The sequence below is a fragment of the Rhodoferax sp. ZS1R8 genome, from assembly GCF_056521325.1.
The window spans coordinates 1,009,152-1,026,272 of record NZ_JBWMBA010000002.1; the positions used below are offsets into that span (position 1 = coordinate 1,009,152).

General features: G+C 61.0%; 16 protein-coding genes. 10 read left to right on the forward strand and 6 right to left on the reverse strand.

Annotation, left to right across the window (positions count from 1 at the left end; all coding sequences use genetic code 11):
- Window positions 1–68 precede the first annotated feature (68 nt).
- The 4 genes from AC097P_RS10715 to AC097P_RS10730 all read right to left on the reverse strand — a co-directional run bounded on the left by AC097P_RS10715 (window position 69) and on the right by AC097P_RS10730 (window position 4,082).
- The gene (locus AC097P_RS10715) at window positions 69–311 is read right to left on the reverse strand and encodes a cell envelope biogenesis protein TolA (protein ID WP_479610379.1); all 243 of its coding nucleotides are present in this window, start codon (window positions 309–311) and stop codon (window positions 69–71) included.
- Window positions 312–428: 117 nt separating this feature from the next.
- Window positions 429–1,322 carry a DMT family transporter gene (locus tag AC097P_RS10720; RefSeq protein ID WP_479610380.1) on the reverse strand — a complete coding sequence of 298 codons (894 nt, stop codon included), beginning with the start codon at window positions 1,320–1,322 and terminating at the stop codon, window positions 429–431.
- A 12-nt stretch (window positions 1,323–1,334) separates the two neighbouring features.
- Window positions 1,335–3,362, reverse strand: a complete 2,028-nt coding sequence (gene mutL, locus AC097P_RS10725) for a DNA mismatch repair endonuclease MutL (RefSeq protein WP_479610381.1) — start codon at window positions 3,360–3,362, stop codon at window positions 1,335–1,337.
- Window positions 3,363–3,401: 39 nt separating this feature from the next.
- Window positions 3,402–4,082, reverse strand: coding sequence for a hypothetical protein (locus tag AC097P_RS10730; protein WP_479610382.1), 681 nt, complete (start codon window positions 4,080–4,082; stop codon window positions 3,402–3,404).
- Between the two features lie 212 nt (window positions 4,083–4,294).
- Between AC097P_RS10730 and AC097P_RS10735 the strand changes: the two genes are divergently transcribed.
- Window positions 4,295–5,533: a M20 aminoacylase family protein gene (locus tag AC097P_RS10735; RefSeq protein ID WP_479610383.1), complete on the forward strand. Its 1,239-nt coding sequence runs from the start codon at window positions 4,295–4,297 to the stop codon at window positions 5,531–5,533.
- Between the two features lie 41 nt (window positions 5,534–5,574).
- Here the strand turns inward: AC097P_RS10735 and AC097P_RS10740 are convergent, their stop codons facing one another.
- On the reverse strand, window positions 5,575–6,300 hold the full coding sequence (locus tag AC097P_RS10740; protein WP_479610384.1) for a hypothetical protein: 726 nt from the start codon (window positions 6,298–6,300) through the stop codon (window positions 5,575–5,577).
- Between the two features lie 145 nt (window positions 6,301–6,445).
- Between AC097P_RS10740 and AC097P_RS10745 the strand changes: the two genes are divergently transcribed.
- From AC097P_RS10745 to ntrC, 9 genes are all read left to right on the forward strand, one after another.
- Window positions 6,446–7,228 (forward strand): 16S rRNA pseudouridine(516) synthase, encoded by a 783-nt coding sequence (locus tag AC097P_RS10745; protein ID WP_479610385.1) that lies wholly within the window; start codon window positions 6,446–6,448, stop codon window positions 7,226–7,228.
- A 154-nt stretch (window positions 7,229–7,382) separates the two neighbouring features.
- Window positions 7,383–8,348 carry a YVTN family beta-propeller repeat protein gene (locus AC097P_RS10750; protein WP_479610440.1) on the forward strand — a complete coding sequence of 322 codons (966 nt, stop codon included), beginning with the start codon at window positions 7,383–7,385 and terminating at the stop codon, window positions 8,346–8,348.
- Between the two features lie 18 nt (window positions 8,349–8,366).
- Window positions 8,367–9,170, forward strand: coding sequence for a polysaccharide deacetylase family protein (locus AC097P_RS10755; protein ID WP_479610441.1), 804 nt, complete (start codon window positions 8,367–8,369; stop codon window positions 9,168–9,170).
- 30 nt (window positions 9,171–9,200) lie between these two features.
- The gene (locus AC097P_RS10760) at window positions 9,201–10,169 is read left to right on the forward strand and encodes a sterol desaturase family protein (RefSeq protein WP_479610386.1); all 969 of its coding nucleotides are present in this window, start codon (window positions 9,201–9,203) and stop codon (window positions 10,167–10,169) included.
- A gap of 44 nt (window positions 10,170–10,213) precedes the next feature.
- Entirely contained in the window at window positions 10,214–11,095 is an 882-nt protein-coding gene (locus AC097P_RS10765) for an EI24 domain-containing protein (RefSeq protein ID WP_479610387.1), read from the forward strand.
- Between the two features lie 282 nt (window positions 11,096–11,377).
- Complete coding sequence (glnA, locus tag AC097P_RS10770) at window positions 11,378–12,793, forward strand: type I glutamate--ammonia ligase (protein WP_479610388.1); 1,416 nt, start codon at window positions 11,378–11,380, stop codon at window positions 12,791–12,793.
- A gap of 256 nt (window positions 12,794–13,049) precedes the next feature.
- A complete protein-coding gene (locus tag AC097P_RS10775; protein ID WP_479610389.1) occupies window positions 13,050–13,565 on the forward strand; it encodes a hypothetical protein in 516 nt (171 codons plus the stop codon).
- 6 nt (window positions 13,566–13,571) lie between these two features.
- A complete protein-coding gene (gene glnL / locus AC097P_RS10780) occupies window positions 13,572–14,630 on the forward strand; it encodes a nitrogen regulation protein NR(II) (protein ID WP_479610390.1) in 1,059 nt (352 codons plus the stop codon).
- A gap of 69 nt (window positions 14,631–14,699) precedes the next feature.
- A complete protein-coding gene (gene ntrC / locus AC097P_RS10785) occupies window positions 14,700–16,223 on the forward strand; it encodes a nitrogen regulation protein NR(I) (RefSeq protein ID WP_479610391.1) in 1,524 nt (507 codons plus the stop codon).
- A 56-nt stretch (window positions 16,224–16,279) separates the two neighbouring features.
- Here ntrC and xth read toward each other — a convergent pair whose 3' ends face one another.
- Window positions 16,280–17,077 carry an exodeoxyribonuclease III gene (gene xth, locus AC097P_RS10790; protein ID WP_479610392.1) on the reverse strand — a complete coding sequence of 266 codons (798 nt, stop codon included), beginning with the start codon at window positions 17,075–17,077 and terminating at the stop codon, window positions 16,280–16,282.
- Between the last annotated feature and the right edge of the window lie 44 nt (window positions 17,078–17,121).

Here is a 17,121-nt window from a genome sequence, read left to right on the forward strand (position 1 = left end):
GGGCAGAACAAGCCCTGCCAGACGCAAAAAAGCCCGCAATTGCGGGCTTTTTTGCGGAAGGCGAAGGATTACTTCGTAGCTTCTGTCTTGGCAGCGGCCTTCTTGGAGCGCTTGGACTTCTTGGTAGCCTTCTTGGCTGGAGCTGCATCAGCAGCTGGTGCAGCTGCTGGAGCTGGAGCAGCAGCAGGAGCTGTTGCAGCAGGCTTGGCAGCGGCAGGACCCGAAGCTGCAGGCATGGCGCCGCCGTGTGCGGCAGCAAATGCACCAGTAGCAAACAAACCGGCGATCAGGGTAGCGAGGACTTTGTTCATTTTCAGTAGCCTTTCAAAGCTTTGTTGGTCGACTCCGAGAACCGGAGGCTTCTACACAACGAGGGCATTCTGCCGCCCGTTGACGGGATTTGAAAATTTTTTCATAGTTTTCTTGGGTCACAGTTTCGTATCTGCAACATCCAGCCACTTCTGCCAAGGGTTAAAGCCGGTTATCAACGCGCTGGCCAGCAAAACCAGCGCGCCCCCGGCAAAAATGCCGGTGCCCAGCGCCTCACCCAGGAAAACATGGCCCCAGATGACGCCAAACACCGGGATCATGAAGGTTGGGCTCATGGCTGCCACCGAGGACACATGGGCCAGGATGCGGATGTGCATCCAGTAGGCAATGCCGGATGTGACCACCCCCATGATGACCACGGCCAGCAGTGCCATCGGTGTGAATTGCGCCGCCGGCCAACTCCAGGCCGCACCGGGTATCAGCATCACAAACGACAGCGCGTGCAGGCCGGCCGCGATCTGCAGCGGCTGCATGCGGCTCAGCGCGCGCTTCATCAGCGGTGTGGAAAAGCCGTAGCAGGCCGAGGCCGTGACACAGGCCAGTGCGGCGATGTACACACTGGCGGACGGCTCTACCGGCCCCAGGCCGACGATCAGCCCCACGCCCGCGAAACCGAAAGCGCAGCCTACGAGCTTGCGCAGCGTGAGCCGATCTTCCTTGAACAGGGCGGACGCAAAGATGCCAAACACCACGGCGGTGGAGTTCAGCAGCGCGCTGTAGCCGGCCGGCAATTTGAGCGCCGCCCACGCAAACAGCAAAAAGGGGGCAGCCACCGACAAGAAGCCTATCAGTGCCAGCTCACGCCAGTGTTGTGTCGGCCAGCTGTGGCGCATGGCGCGCATCAGCACGGCCAGTGTCAGTGTGGCCATGCCGATACGCAGCGCAGCCAGCACATTGGGCCCCAAGAGCGGGCTGGCGATGCGGATCAGCATGAAGGAGGCGCCCCACAGCGCGGAAAGCCCAACCAGTTGGGCGAAGTGTTTGGTTTGCACAGATAAGCAGGCTCAGCGCCCCCGCAGGAAGAGGGCGTCCAGCTCACGGATGCTGAGCTGGCGCCAGGTGGGGCGGCCGTGGTTGCATTGGTCGCTGCGTTCGGTGGCTTCCATCTGGCGCAAGAGGGCGTTCATTTCTTCTATCGTCAGCTTGCGGTTGGCGCGTACGGCGCCGTGGCAGGCCATCGTGGCCAGCAGTTCGTTTTGTGCGCGCTGGATGACGGTACTGGCTTCGTGTTGGGCCAGTTCGGCCAGTACGCTGCGGGCCAGTTCGACCGCATCGCCTTTTGCCAAGGCGGTGGGCACGGCGCGCACGGCCAGGGTCTTGGGGGAGAAGGGGCTGATCTCCAGGCCCAGCGTTTGCAGGGTCGTGAAGTGGGCTTCGGCGGTGGCAACCTCGCTGGGGGTGGCGGCAAATGTGGCGGGTATCAGCAGGGGCTGGCTTGTCAGTTGGGCTACCGTGGTGCTGGCGCCTTCTGCCGTTTGTTGGGCCAGTTGGTTCTTCAGGCGCTCGTAGACTATGCGTTCGTGGGCGGCGTGCATGTCGACTATGACCAGGCCTTGGGTGTTTTCGGCCAGGATGTAGATGCCTTGCAATTGGGCTATGGCTCTGCCCAGGGGCCAGGTTTCCTTTGGCACTTCGTGGTCCGGGTGGCTGGACGGCACAGGGTTTTGCTCCGTGTCCCCCGCCCGCTGTGCGGGCTCCTCCTTTGCCTGCGCAAAACCCTGTGCCGCCCAGCCACCCTGGGGCGTGGTGCTTGGTTGCCAGAGTGCTCCGATGTCGCTGACGCGGTGGCCGATCAGCTCTGTGGGTGCTCCGAAATTGATAGCTGGTTGCGCACGGTACATGGGGGCTGCAGCCCGATTGGGCATATAGCCTTGGGGCAGGAGCCTAGTGACGGCATCTGCTACGGAGTCTGGTGCCCCCAAGTTGTTCGCGGCGGTGGCGCTGCCTGCACGCGGCGCGGCCAGCGTGTCTTCGACGGCGTGTCGCACGCCTTGGTGTACTTCGCGGCTGTCGCGAAAGCGTACTTCGATTTTGGTGGGGTGGACATTGACGTCGACCCTCGCCGGGTCCATGGCCAGGTACAGCGCGTAGATCGGCTGGCGGTGGCCGTGCAGCACGTCTTCGTATGCGCTACGGGCGGCGTGGGTCAGCACCTTGTCGCGGACAAAGCGGCCGTTCACATAACAAAACTGCTGGTCGGCGCGGGAGCGGGCGGCGTCGGGTATGCCTACGCGGCCCCATATGCGCAGCGCGCTGGCGCCTTGGCTGGGTTCGGCATCTTGCTCGCCCTGTGCGCGGGCCACGCTGGCGGGGCGCCAATCGACGGCTATGGATTGCGCGATAAAGTTTTCGCCCAGCACGTCAGCAAGCCGCTGGTTCAGTCTCGCGGCAAGCGACGGGTCTTCGCAGCGGCGCCATTGCTCGACCAGCTTGCCCTCGTGCCAGATGGCAAAACCCACATCGGGGCGGGCCAGTGCGTGGCGGCGGACCGACTCTATGCAATGGGATAGCTCGGTGGCGTCGGTCTTCAAAAACTTGCGGCGTGCAGGCGTGCTGTAGAACAGTTCTTTCACTTCAACTGTCGTGCCCTGGCTGCGCGCCACGGGTTTGAGTTCACCGGTGCGTCCGTCCAGCAGGTGCGCGGCAGACTGGCCGCTAGCCCTCGACAGTACTGCGCAGTCTGCTATGGAGTTGATAGCAGCCAGCGCTTCGCCCCTAAAACCCATCGTGGCAACAGACTCCAGGTCTTGCAGGTTGCCGATCTTGCTGGTGGCGTGGCGTCTAAAGGCCAGGGGTAGTTCTTCGGGCAGTATGCCGATGCCGTCGTCCTCCACACTGATCAGGCGGACACCCCCTGCGCTCAAGCGCACGGTGATCTGGGTGGCGCCGGCATCCAGCGCGTTGTCCACCAGCTCGCGCACGACTGAGGCGGGGCGCTCTACGACTTCACCGGCGGCGATCTGGCTGATCAGCTCGTCGGAGAGTTCTCGGATGGGGCGGCGGGAGGAATGGGGGCTAAGCGGCGCGTTCACTACGCCATTCTAGGGGCGCGGTCAGTTCGGCCCGCGTCGCTACTGCAACTTGCCGTACTGCGTCCCACCGATCATGATGCCGCTGTCCAGCGGGGCCAGATCTGATTGGTATTCCCATTCACCCACGTGCACTGGCGGTGGGGTGACACCGGTGCGCAGGGCCTCCATGAAGGCAGCGGCCTCGTCATCCGATACGGGCTGGTAGGCATGGCGTGCCAAGGGTTGTTCGGACTGGCCCTGCTCCATCGTGGGCGCAGCAGGGCGTTGGCGCACGATCTTGGCTGCTGGTGTTCCTTCGACGACGGACTCGGCACCATCTGCGGTGCGGGACATGCGGTCAAACTGGCTTTCGGTCTCGCTGACGCGCCAGTAAATGCCTTCGATCAGCACACCAAAACGCTTGTAGGCGTTGGAGCGCATCAGCTTCTCCAGTGCGGCAAAACTCTTGGTCTTGGCGTCTTTGCCGGTGACGAAGGACTTGGCCACATCGATCATCGCAATAAAGCGGTGGTGGCGCAGGTCCACCGGCATGACCTTGAACTTGTACATGCTGCCGATGACCTCCATCGCCAGGAAGCTCTCCCGGATGGACTGGTACATCATTTCCTGGCGAAACGCCTTGCGTTCTTCCAGATCCATGCGTTTTGCATGCGCTTCGGCGGCTGCGGCCTCTTGGGCCGCTACCACTGGTTTCTTTTTGGATCGGAAGAATGAAAACATGGTGTTTAAGCGTGTATGGCCGAATTCTAGCTGTGAGCTTTCGTGCCTTGTGCAGCTTCTGCACAGAGTGTTGTTGCGCAGGGAAAATCCCGGGGTCTGGGGTTGCTGCGCTCTGCTAGGATTTCGCAGATACTCCCTGACCTGGGCGCGGATGCGCTGGATGTTGGGCTTGTCCAGCACCGTGCGACGGCATGTTTGGAAGGGAATGATTGATGACAGTTTCACACACCGGGCCGGTATTGAAGGCCAATGGTCGGGCCTTTGCCCATATCTCACAGTTTCATCCCGAACTCACAGCCTTTCGGCGCGACCTGCATGCCCATCCCGAGCTGGGATTTGAAGAGGTGTACACGGCGGCACGCGTCAAGGAATCGCTGCAGGTCTGTGGTGTGGACGCCATCCATACTGGCATCGGTAAAACCGGCTTGGTGGCGACCATCAAGGGTCGGGGTGGTGATAGCACCAAGATGGTAGGTTTGCGCGCGGATATGGATGCCCTGCCAATGACCGAGCTCAACGATTTTCCGTGGAAGTCAGCCAAAAACGGTCTGATGCACGGATGCGGCCACGACGGCCACACTGCGATGCTGGTCGGTGCGGCCCGCTACCTGTCCGAGACCCGCAATTTTGATGGCACGGCGGTATTGATTTTCCAGCCGGGCGAGGAGGGCTATGCCGGTGCGCGCGTCATGGTGCAGGATGGCGTGTTCGACCGGTTCCCGGTGCAGTCCGTGTACAGCATGCACAACTGGCCGGCCATGCGCCCCGGTACTGTGGGGATGACCACCGGTCCCATGATGGCCTCTGCCGACCGCATCACCATAGAGATTTCGGGCCGCGGCGGCCACGGGGCCCACCCCTACCAGACGATTGATCCGGTCGTCGTCGCAGCCCACATCATCACCGCCATCCAGAGCATCGTGTCACGCAACGTGCGCGCAACCGAGAGTGCCGTCATCAGCATTTGCGCCATGCAGGCTGGCGATCTGGGCGCCATGAGCGTCGTCCCCGGAAAGGCAACCCTGGTCGGCACCGTGCGCACGTTTAACCCCGCTGTGCAAGATCTGGTGGAGCGCAGGCTCAATGAGTTGTGTAGTGCCGTGGCCTTGGGATTCGGTGCGACGGCCACTGTGCACTATGAGCGTATTTACCCGGCAACCATCAACTCCGTCGAGGAGACCCGGTTTGCCGGCGATGTGGCAGAAAGCCTGGTTGGTCCAGACCACGTGATCCGCGACCTCGAGCCCAGCATGGGGTCTGAGGACTTTTCATTCATGCTGCAGGTCAAGCCGGGAGCCTACATGCGGCTGGGGCAGGGTTCCGAGAACGGTGTTGGGAACTGTGCACTGCACAACACGCGATACGACTTCAATGACGATGTTTTGCCGCTGGGGGCTGCCTTGTATGCCGGTCTGGTCGAGCAGTCGATGCCCTTGTCGGCTCCGGCCTGAGGCCTCGCCGCAGCGACTTTCAGCGCCTTTTTGTCGAGCGGCTACCGCCCCAGATCGGCCGAACGGCTGTCCAGCGGCGTCACAAACGAGTTCTGCTCCCAACCCGGTGCCAGCTGGTGGCTGTCTGCGTATTCCGATGTGTTGGGCATGGCCGCATCCAGTTGCGCCATGGCCTGGCTCTTGCCGTGCTGACCATGGTCCTGGCGCTTGCGGCCAACAATGGCCTGCAGGTTCTCACGCACATCTTTGAATTGCGATTCCAGCTCGCTGTTGCCACCAGTGCCGCGGGCCGCATGCTCGCCCAAGAATGCGGTGCGGATCTGGATGAGGTGGGGCAGGTTGGCCGGGTCTACCACCAGGTAGTGGATGCCGCAGTGTGACAGCAGGTTGTGCTTGAGCGCCTGGTTGCCCATCGACAGGCCTTGCGGCCCTGGCACGTCGATGCATCCAATGATGTTCCCCTCCATGCTGCATACCGTGAACGAGCAGTAGACGCCGTTGAGCAAGTGGTACCAGTGCGCGGCATCGGTGCCCGGTTTGGGGGCGGTGAAGCGTGTGACCGGCAGTTTGACCAAGATCTGCTGGTCGAACATGACCTTGGCCAGCCACACCCAGACCAGCTTTTCGCGGTTATTGACCAGCGGGCGCACGGCCAGCGGCCAGTCGCGCGGTATGCGCCGTTGCACACGCGTTTTGCGGCGCTGGTAGAGGAACAGCACGCCGGCACCCAAAGCCAGGCCAGCAGCGAAAAATAAGGCAAAAAACATAGATCCACACCCTGCGCGTTGGGCCATCTGCGTGGCTTGTATTCGTCAACCCAGTCTAATCCCGTTTGTAAGCAAATGCATCTGTTTCTGCGCCTTGTGCTTAGTCCGAACGGATACCATTGGCCCCCAAATACCAACGGACACCATGCAACTACAGGAAATACTTTATTCACAGGGTTTTGGCACGCGGCGCGTGTGCGCGGGGCTGGTACAGCAGGGTCATGTCCAGGTCTATACGGCAAATGGGGCTGTAGCCCCCGCCACCGTTACTGACTCCGCTATGGAATTCGCAGCAACCGGTCTACGCTTTCGGGTCCAGGGTGTGGACTGGGAGTATTTCGAGAAGGCCTATGTGCTGCTGAACAAGCCCGCGGGCACGGAATGCTCGCAAAAGCCGTCCACCTACCCCAGCATCTACACGCTGCTGCCGTCGCCATTGCGGTTGCGCCCGCAAAAAAGTGCGGTGCAGGGCGTGCAGGCAGTTGGCCGGCTAGACCAGGACACGACGGGCATGCTGCTGCTCAGCGACGACGGCCAGTTCATCCACCAGATGAGTTCGCCCAAAAAACACAGCCCGAAGGTTTACGAAGTGACTGCCAAGCACCCGCTGGACGACAAACAGGTGCAGCGTCTGCTGGCCGGCGTGGTGCTGGACGATGACCCCAAGCCGGTGAAGGCTGCGGCCTGTGAGATCGTCGACCCCGATGGTGCCGCCTTGCACCTGCGCCTGACATTGACCGAGGGCAAATACCACCAGGTCAAGCGCATGCTGGCCGCTGTAGGAAACCGGGTCGAGGGCTTGCACCGCTCGCGCATCGGCGCGCTGGTGCTGCCAGAAGACCTGGCGCCCGGGCAATGGCGGTGGTTGCGGGCCGATGATTTGCAGAAATTGACGGCAAAAGCCCTGCCCGCTGCCGAAAGTCTTTGATCTGCGTCAATAGAGAGCACCTACAACGGGAAATCAAGGCGCAGGGGCTTAAAATCCGTGGTTACCCAAAAAGTGATCGCCTGTGAAGACTATTGCCCCTCTGTTTGCCTCGGTCCGTCGCCGTCTAGCTCCATCTTTTCTCCGTTTTGCGCTCTTGTTGGCAGCTCTGGGCTGCGTTCTTGCGTTGCCTGCTGGCGCTGCCTGGGCCCAGGCTACGCCGCTCTTTGTGTTGAACTCCCTGGACGCCAGCATCAGCGTGGTGGACCCGGTGTCTTGGAAAGAGACCAAGCGCATCGCCACCGGCAAGGAGCCGCACCACATGTACCTGACACCGGATCAGCGGTCCATCATCATTGCCAACGCACTGAGCGACTCGCTGACCTTTATCGATCCTAAGACCGCCGAAGTGCAACGCACCGTGCGCGGCGTGCTAGACCCCTACCAGCTGAGCTTCTCGCCGGACATGAAGTGGTTCGTGACCGCCGCCAACCGTCTGAACCACGTGGATATTTACCACTGGGACGGTACCGAGATGGTGTTGGCCAAGCGCGTACTGACTGGCAAAACCCCCAGCCACCTGTGGATTGACAGCACCAGCACCACTATTTTTTGCACCATGCAGGACAGCGACGAACTGGTCGCCATCGATTTGCCCACACAGACCATCAAATGGCGTATCAAGACCGGACCCATGCCGGCCGACGTATTCGGTACGCCGGACGACAAGCTGTTACTGGTCGGCCTGACCGGCGGCGACGGTGTCGAGGTGTATGACGTGAGTGGTCCGGTGCCGAAGCTGAAACATCTCATCAAAACCGCCAAGGGTGCCCACGCCTTTCGTTCGATGGGCGACAAGCGCCACGTGTTGGTCAGCAACCGCGTAGCCAACACCATCAGCAAGATCGATCTTCAAACTATGGCGGTCGTAGACAGCTATCCGGCGGCAAGCGGGCCAGACTGCATGGACGTGTCGGCCGATGGCCGTTTTATCTACGTCACGTCGCGCTGGGCCGGCAAACTCACGGTCATTGACACCAGCACCCGCCAGATCGTGCGCCAGGTCAAAGTGGGCCGGTCACCCCACGGCGTGTGGACGCTGGACCATGCGGCGCGTCGTTAGGACCGTGTGAGCGTATTCATGCGGGCCGGCAGCATCGCAAAAATCGCTATCGTTTTAGTAGCTGCTTACGCGCTCTGCGCGGGGGCTACAGCCCAAAATGCTTGTAATAAACCTGTCTACCTGACGCTGGACACTGGCCACATGGAGGTGGCCCCGCTGATGGCCGAGGTGTTGAAGCGCCATGGCGTGCGGGTCACCTTTTTTGCAGCCAACGAGCGCACGAAGACCGGCGACGGCACGCTGGGTCAAGACTGGGCGCCATGGTGGAAAGCCCGCGCTGCTGAAGGCCATGAATTTGCATCCCATACCTGGGACCATGTCTACTGGCGTGCCGATCTGCCGGGCGAGCCCGTGCGCTTTCGCATGCGGCCTTCAGCCGGTGCGCAAGACGGGCAGGAATCCACCTGGACCGCTGCCCAGTATTGCGCGCAGCTGGACCAGGCCGCCCAGCGCCTGCAGGCCATTACCGGCAAGAAGCCTCTGCCGCTGTTCCGGGCGCCGGGCGGCAAGACCTCGCCCCAGCTGCTTGAGGCCGCCAAGGCCTGCGGTTATGCGCATGTAGGCTGGTCCGCGGCTGGTTTCCTGGGTGATGAATTGCCCAGCGAAACCGCTAGCAACGACGCCTTGTTGGCCAAGGCATTGCGTGGTGTGCGCAGCGGCGATATCCTGATGGCCCATCTGGGCATCTGGTCGCGCAGGGACCCGTGGGCGCCCGCGGTGCTGGAGCCGTTGATCGTAGGGCTCAAGGCCCAGGGCTTTTGTTTCCAGACACTGGGCGAACACCCGGCCTATACGGGCTGGATTGCCGCGCACAGCCGTTGATTCGCAGACTCTTTCAAAGGTGACTTTGCAGTGAATGCTTTTGTTGACAGTTTGGTAGACCTCTTCAGCACCGTCCAGCTCTGGCTGTTTGAGGCGCTGATACAGCCGGCCATGTTCGAAATGGGCCTGGCCAGCGTGCTGGAGGATGGTTATGACGCCACCGGCTGGCTTCTGGTGGGGCTGCTGCAGATTGCCGTGCTGATCGCCGTCATCGGCCCGCTGCAGCGCTGGCGCCCGGTGGAGCCGATATGGGACCGCACCACGATTCAAACGGACATGCTGTACACCGTTATTCACCGGTTGGGTCTGTTCCGCCTGGTGTTGTTCTTTTCGACGGCCCCACTGTTTGACGCGCTGTTTGGCTCGCTGCGAGTGGGGGGCTGGGAGACGTTCCATCTCGATGCCGTATGGCCTGGTGTGACCGATGTGCCCATCGTCGGTTTTCTGCTTTACCTGGTGGTGCTGGATTTCTTCAACTACTGGGTGCACCGTGGCCAGCACCAGTTCGAGTGGTGGTGGCGCCTGCATTCGCTGCACCACGCGCAACGCCAGATGACGATGTGGAGCGACAACCGGAACCACCTGCTGGATGATTTGGTACGCGACGTACTGATGGTGGTGCTGGCACAGGCTATCGGCATCGCGCCGGGGCAGTTTGTGGCTGTCATCGCTTTGACGCAGCTCAGCGAGAGCTTTCAGCATGCCAATCTCAGGGTGTGGTTCGGCCGCGTTGGTGAGCGCTTGTGGGTCAGCCCGCGCTTTCACCGTTTGCACCACGCGGTGGGCTTGGGTCACGAATCGGCCGGTAAGAATACGTTGGGGGGCGCCAATTTTGGCGTGCTGTTGCCATGGTGGGACATGCTGTTCGGTACCGCTAATTTCGAACACCGGTTCGACCCTACCGGTGTGCGTGACCAGGTGGAGCAGGGCAGGGACTATGGCCGGGGGTTTTGGAGCCAGCAGTGGCTAGGCCTCAAGCGCTTGGTTGGTCGGGGGTAGTAGTCTGGGCTGCGGAGCGGTTTGCGCGGGGTTATGCTTTCCCTATGAATCAGCTTCTTGACGCCTTTTGGCGCGCCGCACTGTACTGCTTGCGGCCACGCGTGATATTGCTGTCCCTGTTGCCGCTGCTGCTGGTCATTGGCGTGACGACGGGACTGGGCTATCTGTTCTGGGACTACGCGATGGACCAGGTCCGGCTGGTGCTGGAGTCCTCCGCTTTCGTCAACCATGGCTGGGCCTGGCTGGACAGTGTGGGCCTGGGGCGCATCAAGACTGTGCTCGCACCACTGGTTGTCATCTTCACGGTCACACCTGTCATCGTGGTGGTTTGCCTCCTGGTCGTGTCTCTGCTGATGACGCCGCTGCTGGTGCGCCTGGTCGCCGTGCGCCGATTCCCCAACCTGGAAGCGCTGCAAGGCGCCACGTTTTTGCACAGCCTAGCCTGGTCACTGGGGTCCAGCCTGCTGGCGCTGATCGCTTTGCTGATCTCCATCCCGTTGTGGTTTGTGCCGCCGCTGGTGCTGGTGTTGCCGCCGCTGATCTGGGGCTGGTTGACCTACCGGGTCATGGCCTTTGATGCGTTGGCCACCCATGCCAGCAAGGAGGAGTGCCACACCATCCTCAAGCGCTACCGTCCTCAGTTGTTGGGCATGGGCGTGCTGTGCGGTTACCTGGGAGCCGCGCCCAGCCTGGTGTGGGCGTCGGGCGCGTTCTTTCCGCCGTGGTTCGTATTCCTGGCGCCGCTTGCGATCTGGATTTACACCTTGGTCTTTGCGTTCTCTTCACTGTGGTTTGCGCACTATTGCCTGTGCATGTTGCAGGAGTTGCGTAGCGCCCATGCGGTACAGGTTTCGGTAGCTTTGCAATCTCCGGCCGACCCCTTGCTGGGGCAACCCGTGGAGCGACCCTGGATGCCACTGGAATAGCCTTAGAGCCCCGCAGACTAAAAAACACCATCTTGGTGCATGTCTAAAAGAGCACCAATGCAGTGCATTTTTTGATATCCCCGTTGTGGTGCAAACCCGTTTTGACGGTGCTTGCACGGGGCTGTCACTTTGTGGTCAACCGTGGCAAAAGCCCGGTTTATCAGGGCAAAATAGAGCGCTGTACCAAATTGGTGTCCATGGCAGTGGTTGGCATAAAAGCTGCATTGTGGATGGGGCAAATTTTTACAACCGTGTGTATTTTTTTATAAACAGGAGTATTTGATGGCCAAGACCGTCGCAGACGTGATGAAGATGGTGAAAGAGAACGAGGTCAAGTTCGTTGACTTCCGTTTCACCGATACCCGCGGCAAGGAACAGCACGTCACCGTGCCGGTGTCGCATTTCGACGAAGACAAATTCACATCCGGCCACGCGTTTGACGGCTCCTCCGTCGCGGGCTGGAAGGGCATTGAAGCATCTGACATGCAGTTGATGCCCGACCCGAACACCGCCAACATCGACCCCTTCTTTGAAGAAACCACGCTGTTCATGAGCTGCGACGTTGTCGAGCCTAGCGACGGCAAGGCCTACGACCGCGACCCACGTTCCATCGCCAAGCGCGCAGAAGCCTACCTGAAGGCCAGTGGCATCGGTGACACAGCCTTCTTCGGCCCAGAGCCAGAATTCTTCATTTTTGACGGTGTGCGCTGGTCCAACGAACCCGGCAAGGTGTTCTTCGAGATCGATGAATACGAAGCGCCTTGGAACTCCGGTTCCAAGCTCGAAGGCGGCAACCGCGGCCACCGCCCCACTGTCAAGGGCGGCTACTTCCCCGTTCCTCCGGTCGACAGCACACAAGACATGCGCGCCGAAATGTCCCTGATTCTTGAATCCCTGGGCATCCCGGTTGAAGTGTTCCACCACGAAGTAGCGGGTGCTGGCCAGAATGAAATCGGCACCAAGTTCAGCACCTTGGTGCAACGCGCCGACTGGACCCAGGTTCTGAAGTACGTGGTGCAAAACGTGGCCAATGCCTACGGCAAGACGGCTACCTTCATGCCCAAGCCTTACGCGGGTGACAACGGTTCCGGCATGCACGTGCACCAGTCCATCTGGAAAGACGGCAAGAACCTGTTCGCCGGTGACGGCTATGCAGGTCTGTCTGACTTCGCTTTGTACTATGTAGGCGGCATCATCAAGCACGCTCGTGCCCTGAACGCCATCACCAACCCCGGCACCAACAGCTACAAGCGCCTGGTGCCAGGCTACGAAGCGCCGGTCAAGCTGGCTTACAGCTCGCGTAACCGCTCCGCATCGATCCGCATTCCGTTCGTGGCAAACCCCAAGGGTCGCCGCATCGAAGCGCGTTTCCCCGATCCACTGTCCAACCCTTACCTGTGCTTCTCTGCGCTGATGATGGCCGGTCTGGACGGCGTGGAAAACAAGATCCATCCGGGCGAAGCCGCTACCAAGGATCTGTACCATCTGCCACCCGAGGAAGATGCATTGGTACCAACCGTCTGCCACAGCCTGGACCAGGCGCTGGACTGCCTGAACGCAGACCGCGGCTTCCTGACCAAGGGCGGCGTGTTCACCGACAGCATGCTCGATGCCTACATCGACTTGAAGATGGCCGAAGTCACGCGCTTGCGCATGGCACCTCACCCTGTTGAATACGATATGTATTACTCCCTGTAACACTTCAGCTCGGGTTTTAAAAAGAAGGACGGCATCTGCCGTCCTTTTTCTTTTGGCGCCGGGCCGTCCCAAGCCAAATGGCCCCTCGGGGGCAGGGAACTACACGGAGTGGGTGACGGTGGGGCCGTCAGTTTCTATGGAACCTGTTGCAGCCGCGCCCGTCTAATACCGTTATAGACTGCTGAGATTTTGTTTTTTGCGCGTTTTGACGCATACTGCTTATCCAGCCCTGCACACCGTTGCGTGGACACCCCGAATGAAAACTGCCTTTTTGCTGATTCCCATATTGGCAGCTGCCACAAGCACTGTCACCTGGGCCCAGGACCGCATCTATCGGTGCGGCAACGAATACACCAACACCGTTCCCGAATCCCAGGCCAAGCACTGCAAACTGATCTCCGGTGGCAACGTCACCGTGGTGCAGGCCAACCGGCCCAACGCCAATGCCAATGCCAACCGCGTAGCGTCCGCATCGCAGGCAGGCCAGCGCGTGGATGCTGGCGAGCAGCGTGCCAAGGATTCAGACTCGCGCCTGATCCTTGAATCAGAATTGAAGAAGGCCGAAGCGCGCCACGCCGAGCTGCTCAAGGAATACAACAAAGGCGAACCCGAAAAAATGGGTATCGAGGCGCGCAACCCGCAACGCTACGCAGAACGGGTTTCAGAACTCAAGGCCAGCATCAGCCGCAACGAGAGCGACATCGATGGCATACGCCGCGAACTCAGCCGCCTGCCATCAGCCGCAGCGGCACAGTCCAGCGTATTGAAATAGCGCGACTTGGACGCGTCCGCCCAGTACCAGTCATTTGACCTGCTGGCCACGCTGGTCGCTGTGGTCAGTCCCAACGCCGACGTCGTTTTTTCCAACTCCGCACTGGAAGACGCTCTGGGCATCTCGCGCCGTGCGATCGTCGGCTCGTGCCTCAGCGACGCCTTCACCGAACCCTCCCTGTTGCAGAACGCCTTGAGTGGCGTGCGTGAAAACGCCTTTGCCGTGTTGCGCTATGACGCCTTCTTGAAGCGCGGAGCGGGCGAGCCTATGCCCGTGCACGTCATCATCAGCTGGACTGAGCCGGTGGTATCCATCATCGTTGAGATGATCCCGCTGGAGCAGCAGACCCGCCAAGACCGCGAGGAGCGCTTGGCTGAACAGGCCCAGACCAACAAAGAGCTGATCCGCAACCTGGCCCACGAGATCAAGAACCCGCTGGGCGGTATCCGTGGTGCAGCGCAGTTGCTGGAGATGGAGATGGAGTCCACGGAACTCACCGAGTACACGCAGGTCATCATCCGCGAGGCCGACCGTTTGCAAAGTTTGGTGGACCGCTTGCTGGCACCGCACCGCAGGCCGCATATGGTCAGTGACGTCAACATCCACGAGGTCTGCGAACGCGTGCGCTCCTTGATACTGGCCGAGTTCCCCAAGGGCCTGCGCGTCATACGCGACTACGACACCTCGATCCCTGAGTTCCGTGGCGACCACGAACAGCTCATCCAAACCGTACTCAACATCGCGCACAACGCCTGCCAGGCCTTGGCTGAGCGCATCGCGGCCGGTGATGCGAACCTCACGTTTCGCACCCGCGTGTTGCGCCAAATAACTTTTGGCAAACAGCGCTATCGGTTGGCATTGGAATTGCATGTCATCGACAACGGACCTGGTGTGCCAGATTCGATCAAGGACCGCATTTTCTATCCGCTGGTGTCGGGCAGAGAAGGCGGTTCTGGCCTGGGGCTGACATTGGCGCAAACCTTTGTACAACAGCACCATGGCTTGATCGAGGTCGACAGCGTGCCAGGCCGTACGGATTTCAAGATATTGATTCCGTTACCCTAAACAGTTGAGGACAGAGCGGCCCACAAGGCTTAGCTACTATCCCGCACAGGCTAAAGGAGCGCAAAAGTAATGAAGCCCATTTGGATAGTAGATGATGACCAGTCCATACGCTTCGTACTGGAAAAGGCCTTATTGCGCGAACACCTGCCCACGCGCAGCTTCTCGAATTCCCGCGATGTACTTACCGCGCTTGCCACCGCCGCGGACGATGAAGGCCCGCAGATTCTGGTCAGCGATATCCGCATGCCCGGTGGCTCGGGCCTGGAACTGCTGGAGAAGGTCAAGGCCAAACACCCGGGGCTGCCCGTCATCATCATGACGGCGTTCTCGGACCTGGACAGTGCGGTCAGCGCCTTCCAGGGCGGTGCCTTTGAATACCTGCCCAAGCCCTTTGACTTGCCCAAGGCGGTGGAGCTGATCCGCCGCGCAGTCGAAGAAAGCCAGCGCGAAGAAGTAGCCGATGAAGGTGTGGGCGAGACCCCCGAAATGCTGGGCCAGGCGCCCGCGATGCAGGACGTGTTCCGCGCAATTGGCCGCCTGAGCCAGAGCAATGTCACGGTGATGATCACCGGTGAATCCGGATCGGGCAAGGAGCTGGTGGCGCGTGCGCTGCACAAACATTCGCCGCGCGCCAATGGGCCGTTTGTGGCCATCAACACCGCGGCTATCCCCAAGGACCTGCTGGAGAGCGAGCTCTTTGGCCATGAGCGTGGCGCCTTCACTGGCGCGCAGACCATGCGCCGGGGCCGCTTCGAGCAGGCCGATGGCGGCACGCTGTTTCTGGATGAGATCGGCGACATGCCGTTCGAGTTGCAGACGCGGCTGCTGCGCGTGCTCAGCGATGGCCACTTCTACCGCGTCGGTGGCCATGGCGCCGTCAAGACCAATGTGCGCGTGATCGCGGCCACGCACCAGGACCTGGAGCAACGCGTCAAGGACGGCGGCTTTCGCGAGGATTTGTTCCACCGCCTGAACGTCATCCGCCTGCGCCTGCCGGCCCTGCGCGAGCGCAAGGAAGACATCTCGGTGCTGACCCGGCATTTCCTGCAGCAAAGCGCGCAGCAACTGGGCGTGGAGCCCAAGCGCATATCGGATGCGGCGCTGGCTTGGCTGGAGGGCTTCAGCTTCCCCGGCAATGTGCGCCAACTGGAGAATATTTGCCACTGGCTGACCGTTATGGCCCCGGCCCAGATGGTGGAAGCCAAGGACCTGCCACCCGAAGTGGGCGCGCGGTCGCCGGGCGAGTCCGTTGGCGCCGAGGGTGGGGTATCTCGCAGCGCGGCATCGGACGCTTTGGCGCCATCGCCCAGTGCCGCGCCCGTGGTCGGCGCGGTGCCCCATGCGAGCCAGCTTGCTGGTGGAGCAGGCGTGCCATCGCCAGCTGGCTGGGAATCCGAGCTGGAGGCTGAGGCCATTGCGCTGTTGAGTGCTGGCCGCACCGACGTGTGGGACGCGCTGACCCACCGCTTTGAATCGCGCCTGATACTCGCCGCGCTGGCCAATACCAAAGGCCGGCGCATTGAGGCTGCTCAACGTCTGGGTATTGGTCGCAACACCATCACCCGCAAGATTCAAGAGCTGGGTTTGGAGTAGATTTTAGATAAATCGGGCTGTAGCCCTCGCCAGCCGAGCGTAAGCCGCTACTGTATTTATAGCGGACCGAGCGTCACGACAACCGGTGCGTGGTCGCTGGGGCGCTCGTTCTTGCGCGGCAGCTTGTCGATGGCACATGCCTGCACGGCGGGTTTGAGCGCTTGGCTGACCAGTATGTGGTCTATGCGCAGGCCGCGGTTGCGCTGGAAGCCGCCACTGCGGTAGTCCCACCACGAATAGCTCTTGGGCGGTTGCTCGAACAGGCGATGGCTGTCATGCAGGCCAAGTGCCACCAACGCGCGCAGGTGGTAGCGCTCTTCTTCGGTGCAATGGATGGTTTCAAATAGGCCCACCGGGTCCCACACGTCCAGGTCGTCAAAGGTGATGTTGTAGTCGCCCATCAACACCAAATTGGGGTGCACCTGCAGTTCGGCCTTGATCCACTGGCGCAGTCCCTTGAGCCACTCCATCTTGTATTCGAACTTGTCGCTGCCGGGCTCCTGGCCATTCGGGAAATAGGCGCCGATGACGCGCACGCCGGCAGCCTCTGGCGCAGCCCCTTCCGGCACAACGGTGCCTGTAATCACGCGGGCCATATCGTCGTCAAAGCCGGGGATGTTCTTGACAACATCGGTCGCAGGCGTGCGCGATAGCAGGGCCACGCCGTTATACGTCTTCTGGCCAAACCACTCTGCGTGGTAGCCCAGGGCTTCGAACGCTTCTTTCGGGAACTTGTCGTCCGTCATCTTGAGTTCCTGCATCGCCAGCGCGTCGACCGGATTGGCAGTTAGCCAATCCAGCACCTGCGGCAGGCGCACGCTCAGCGAATTCACGTTCCAGGTGGCGAGTTTCATGGTCGCATGGGTCTTTCCAGAGTGGGAGTTTTTTCAATCGGCCA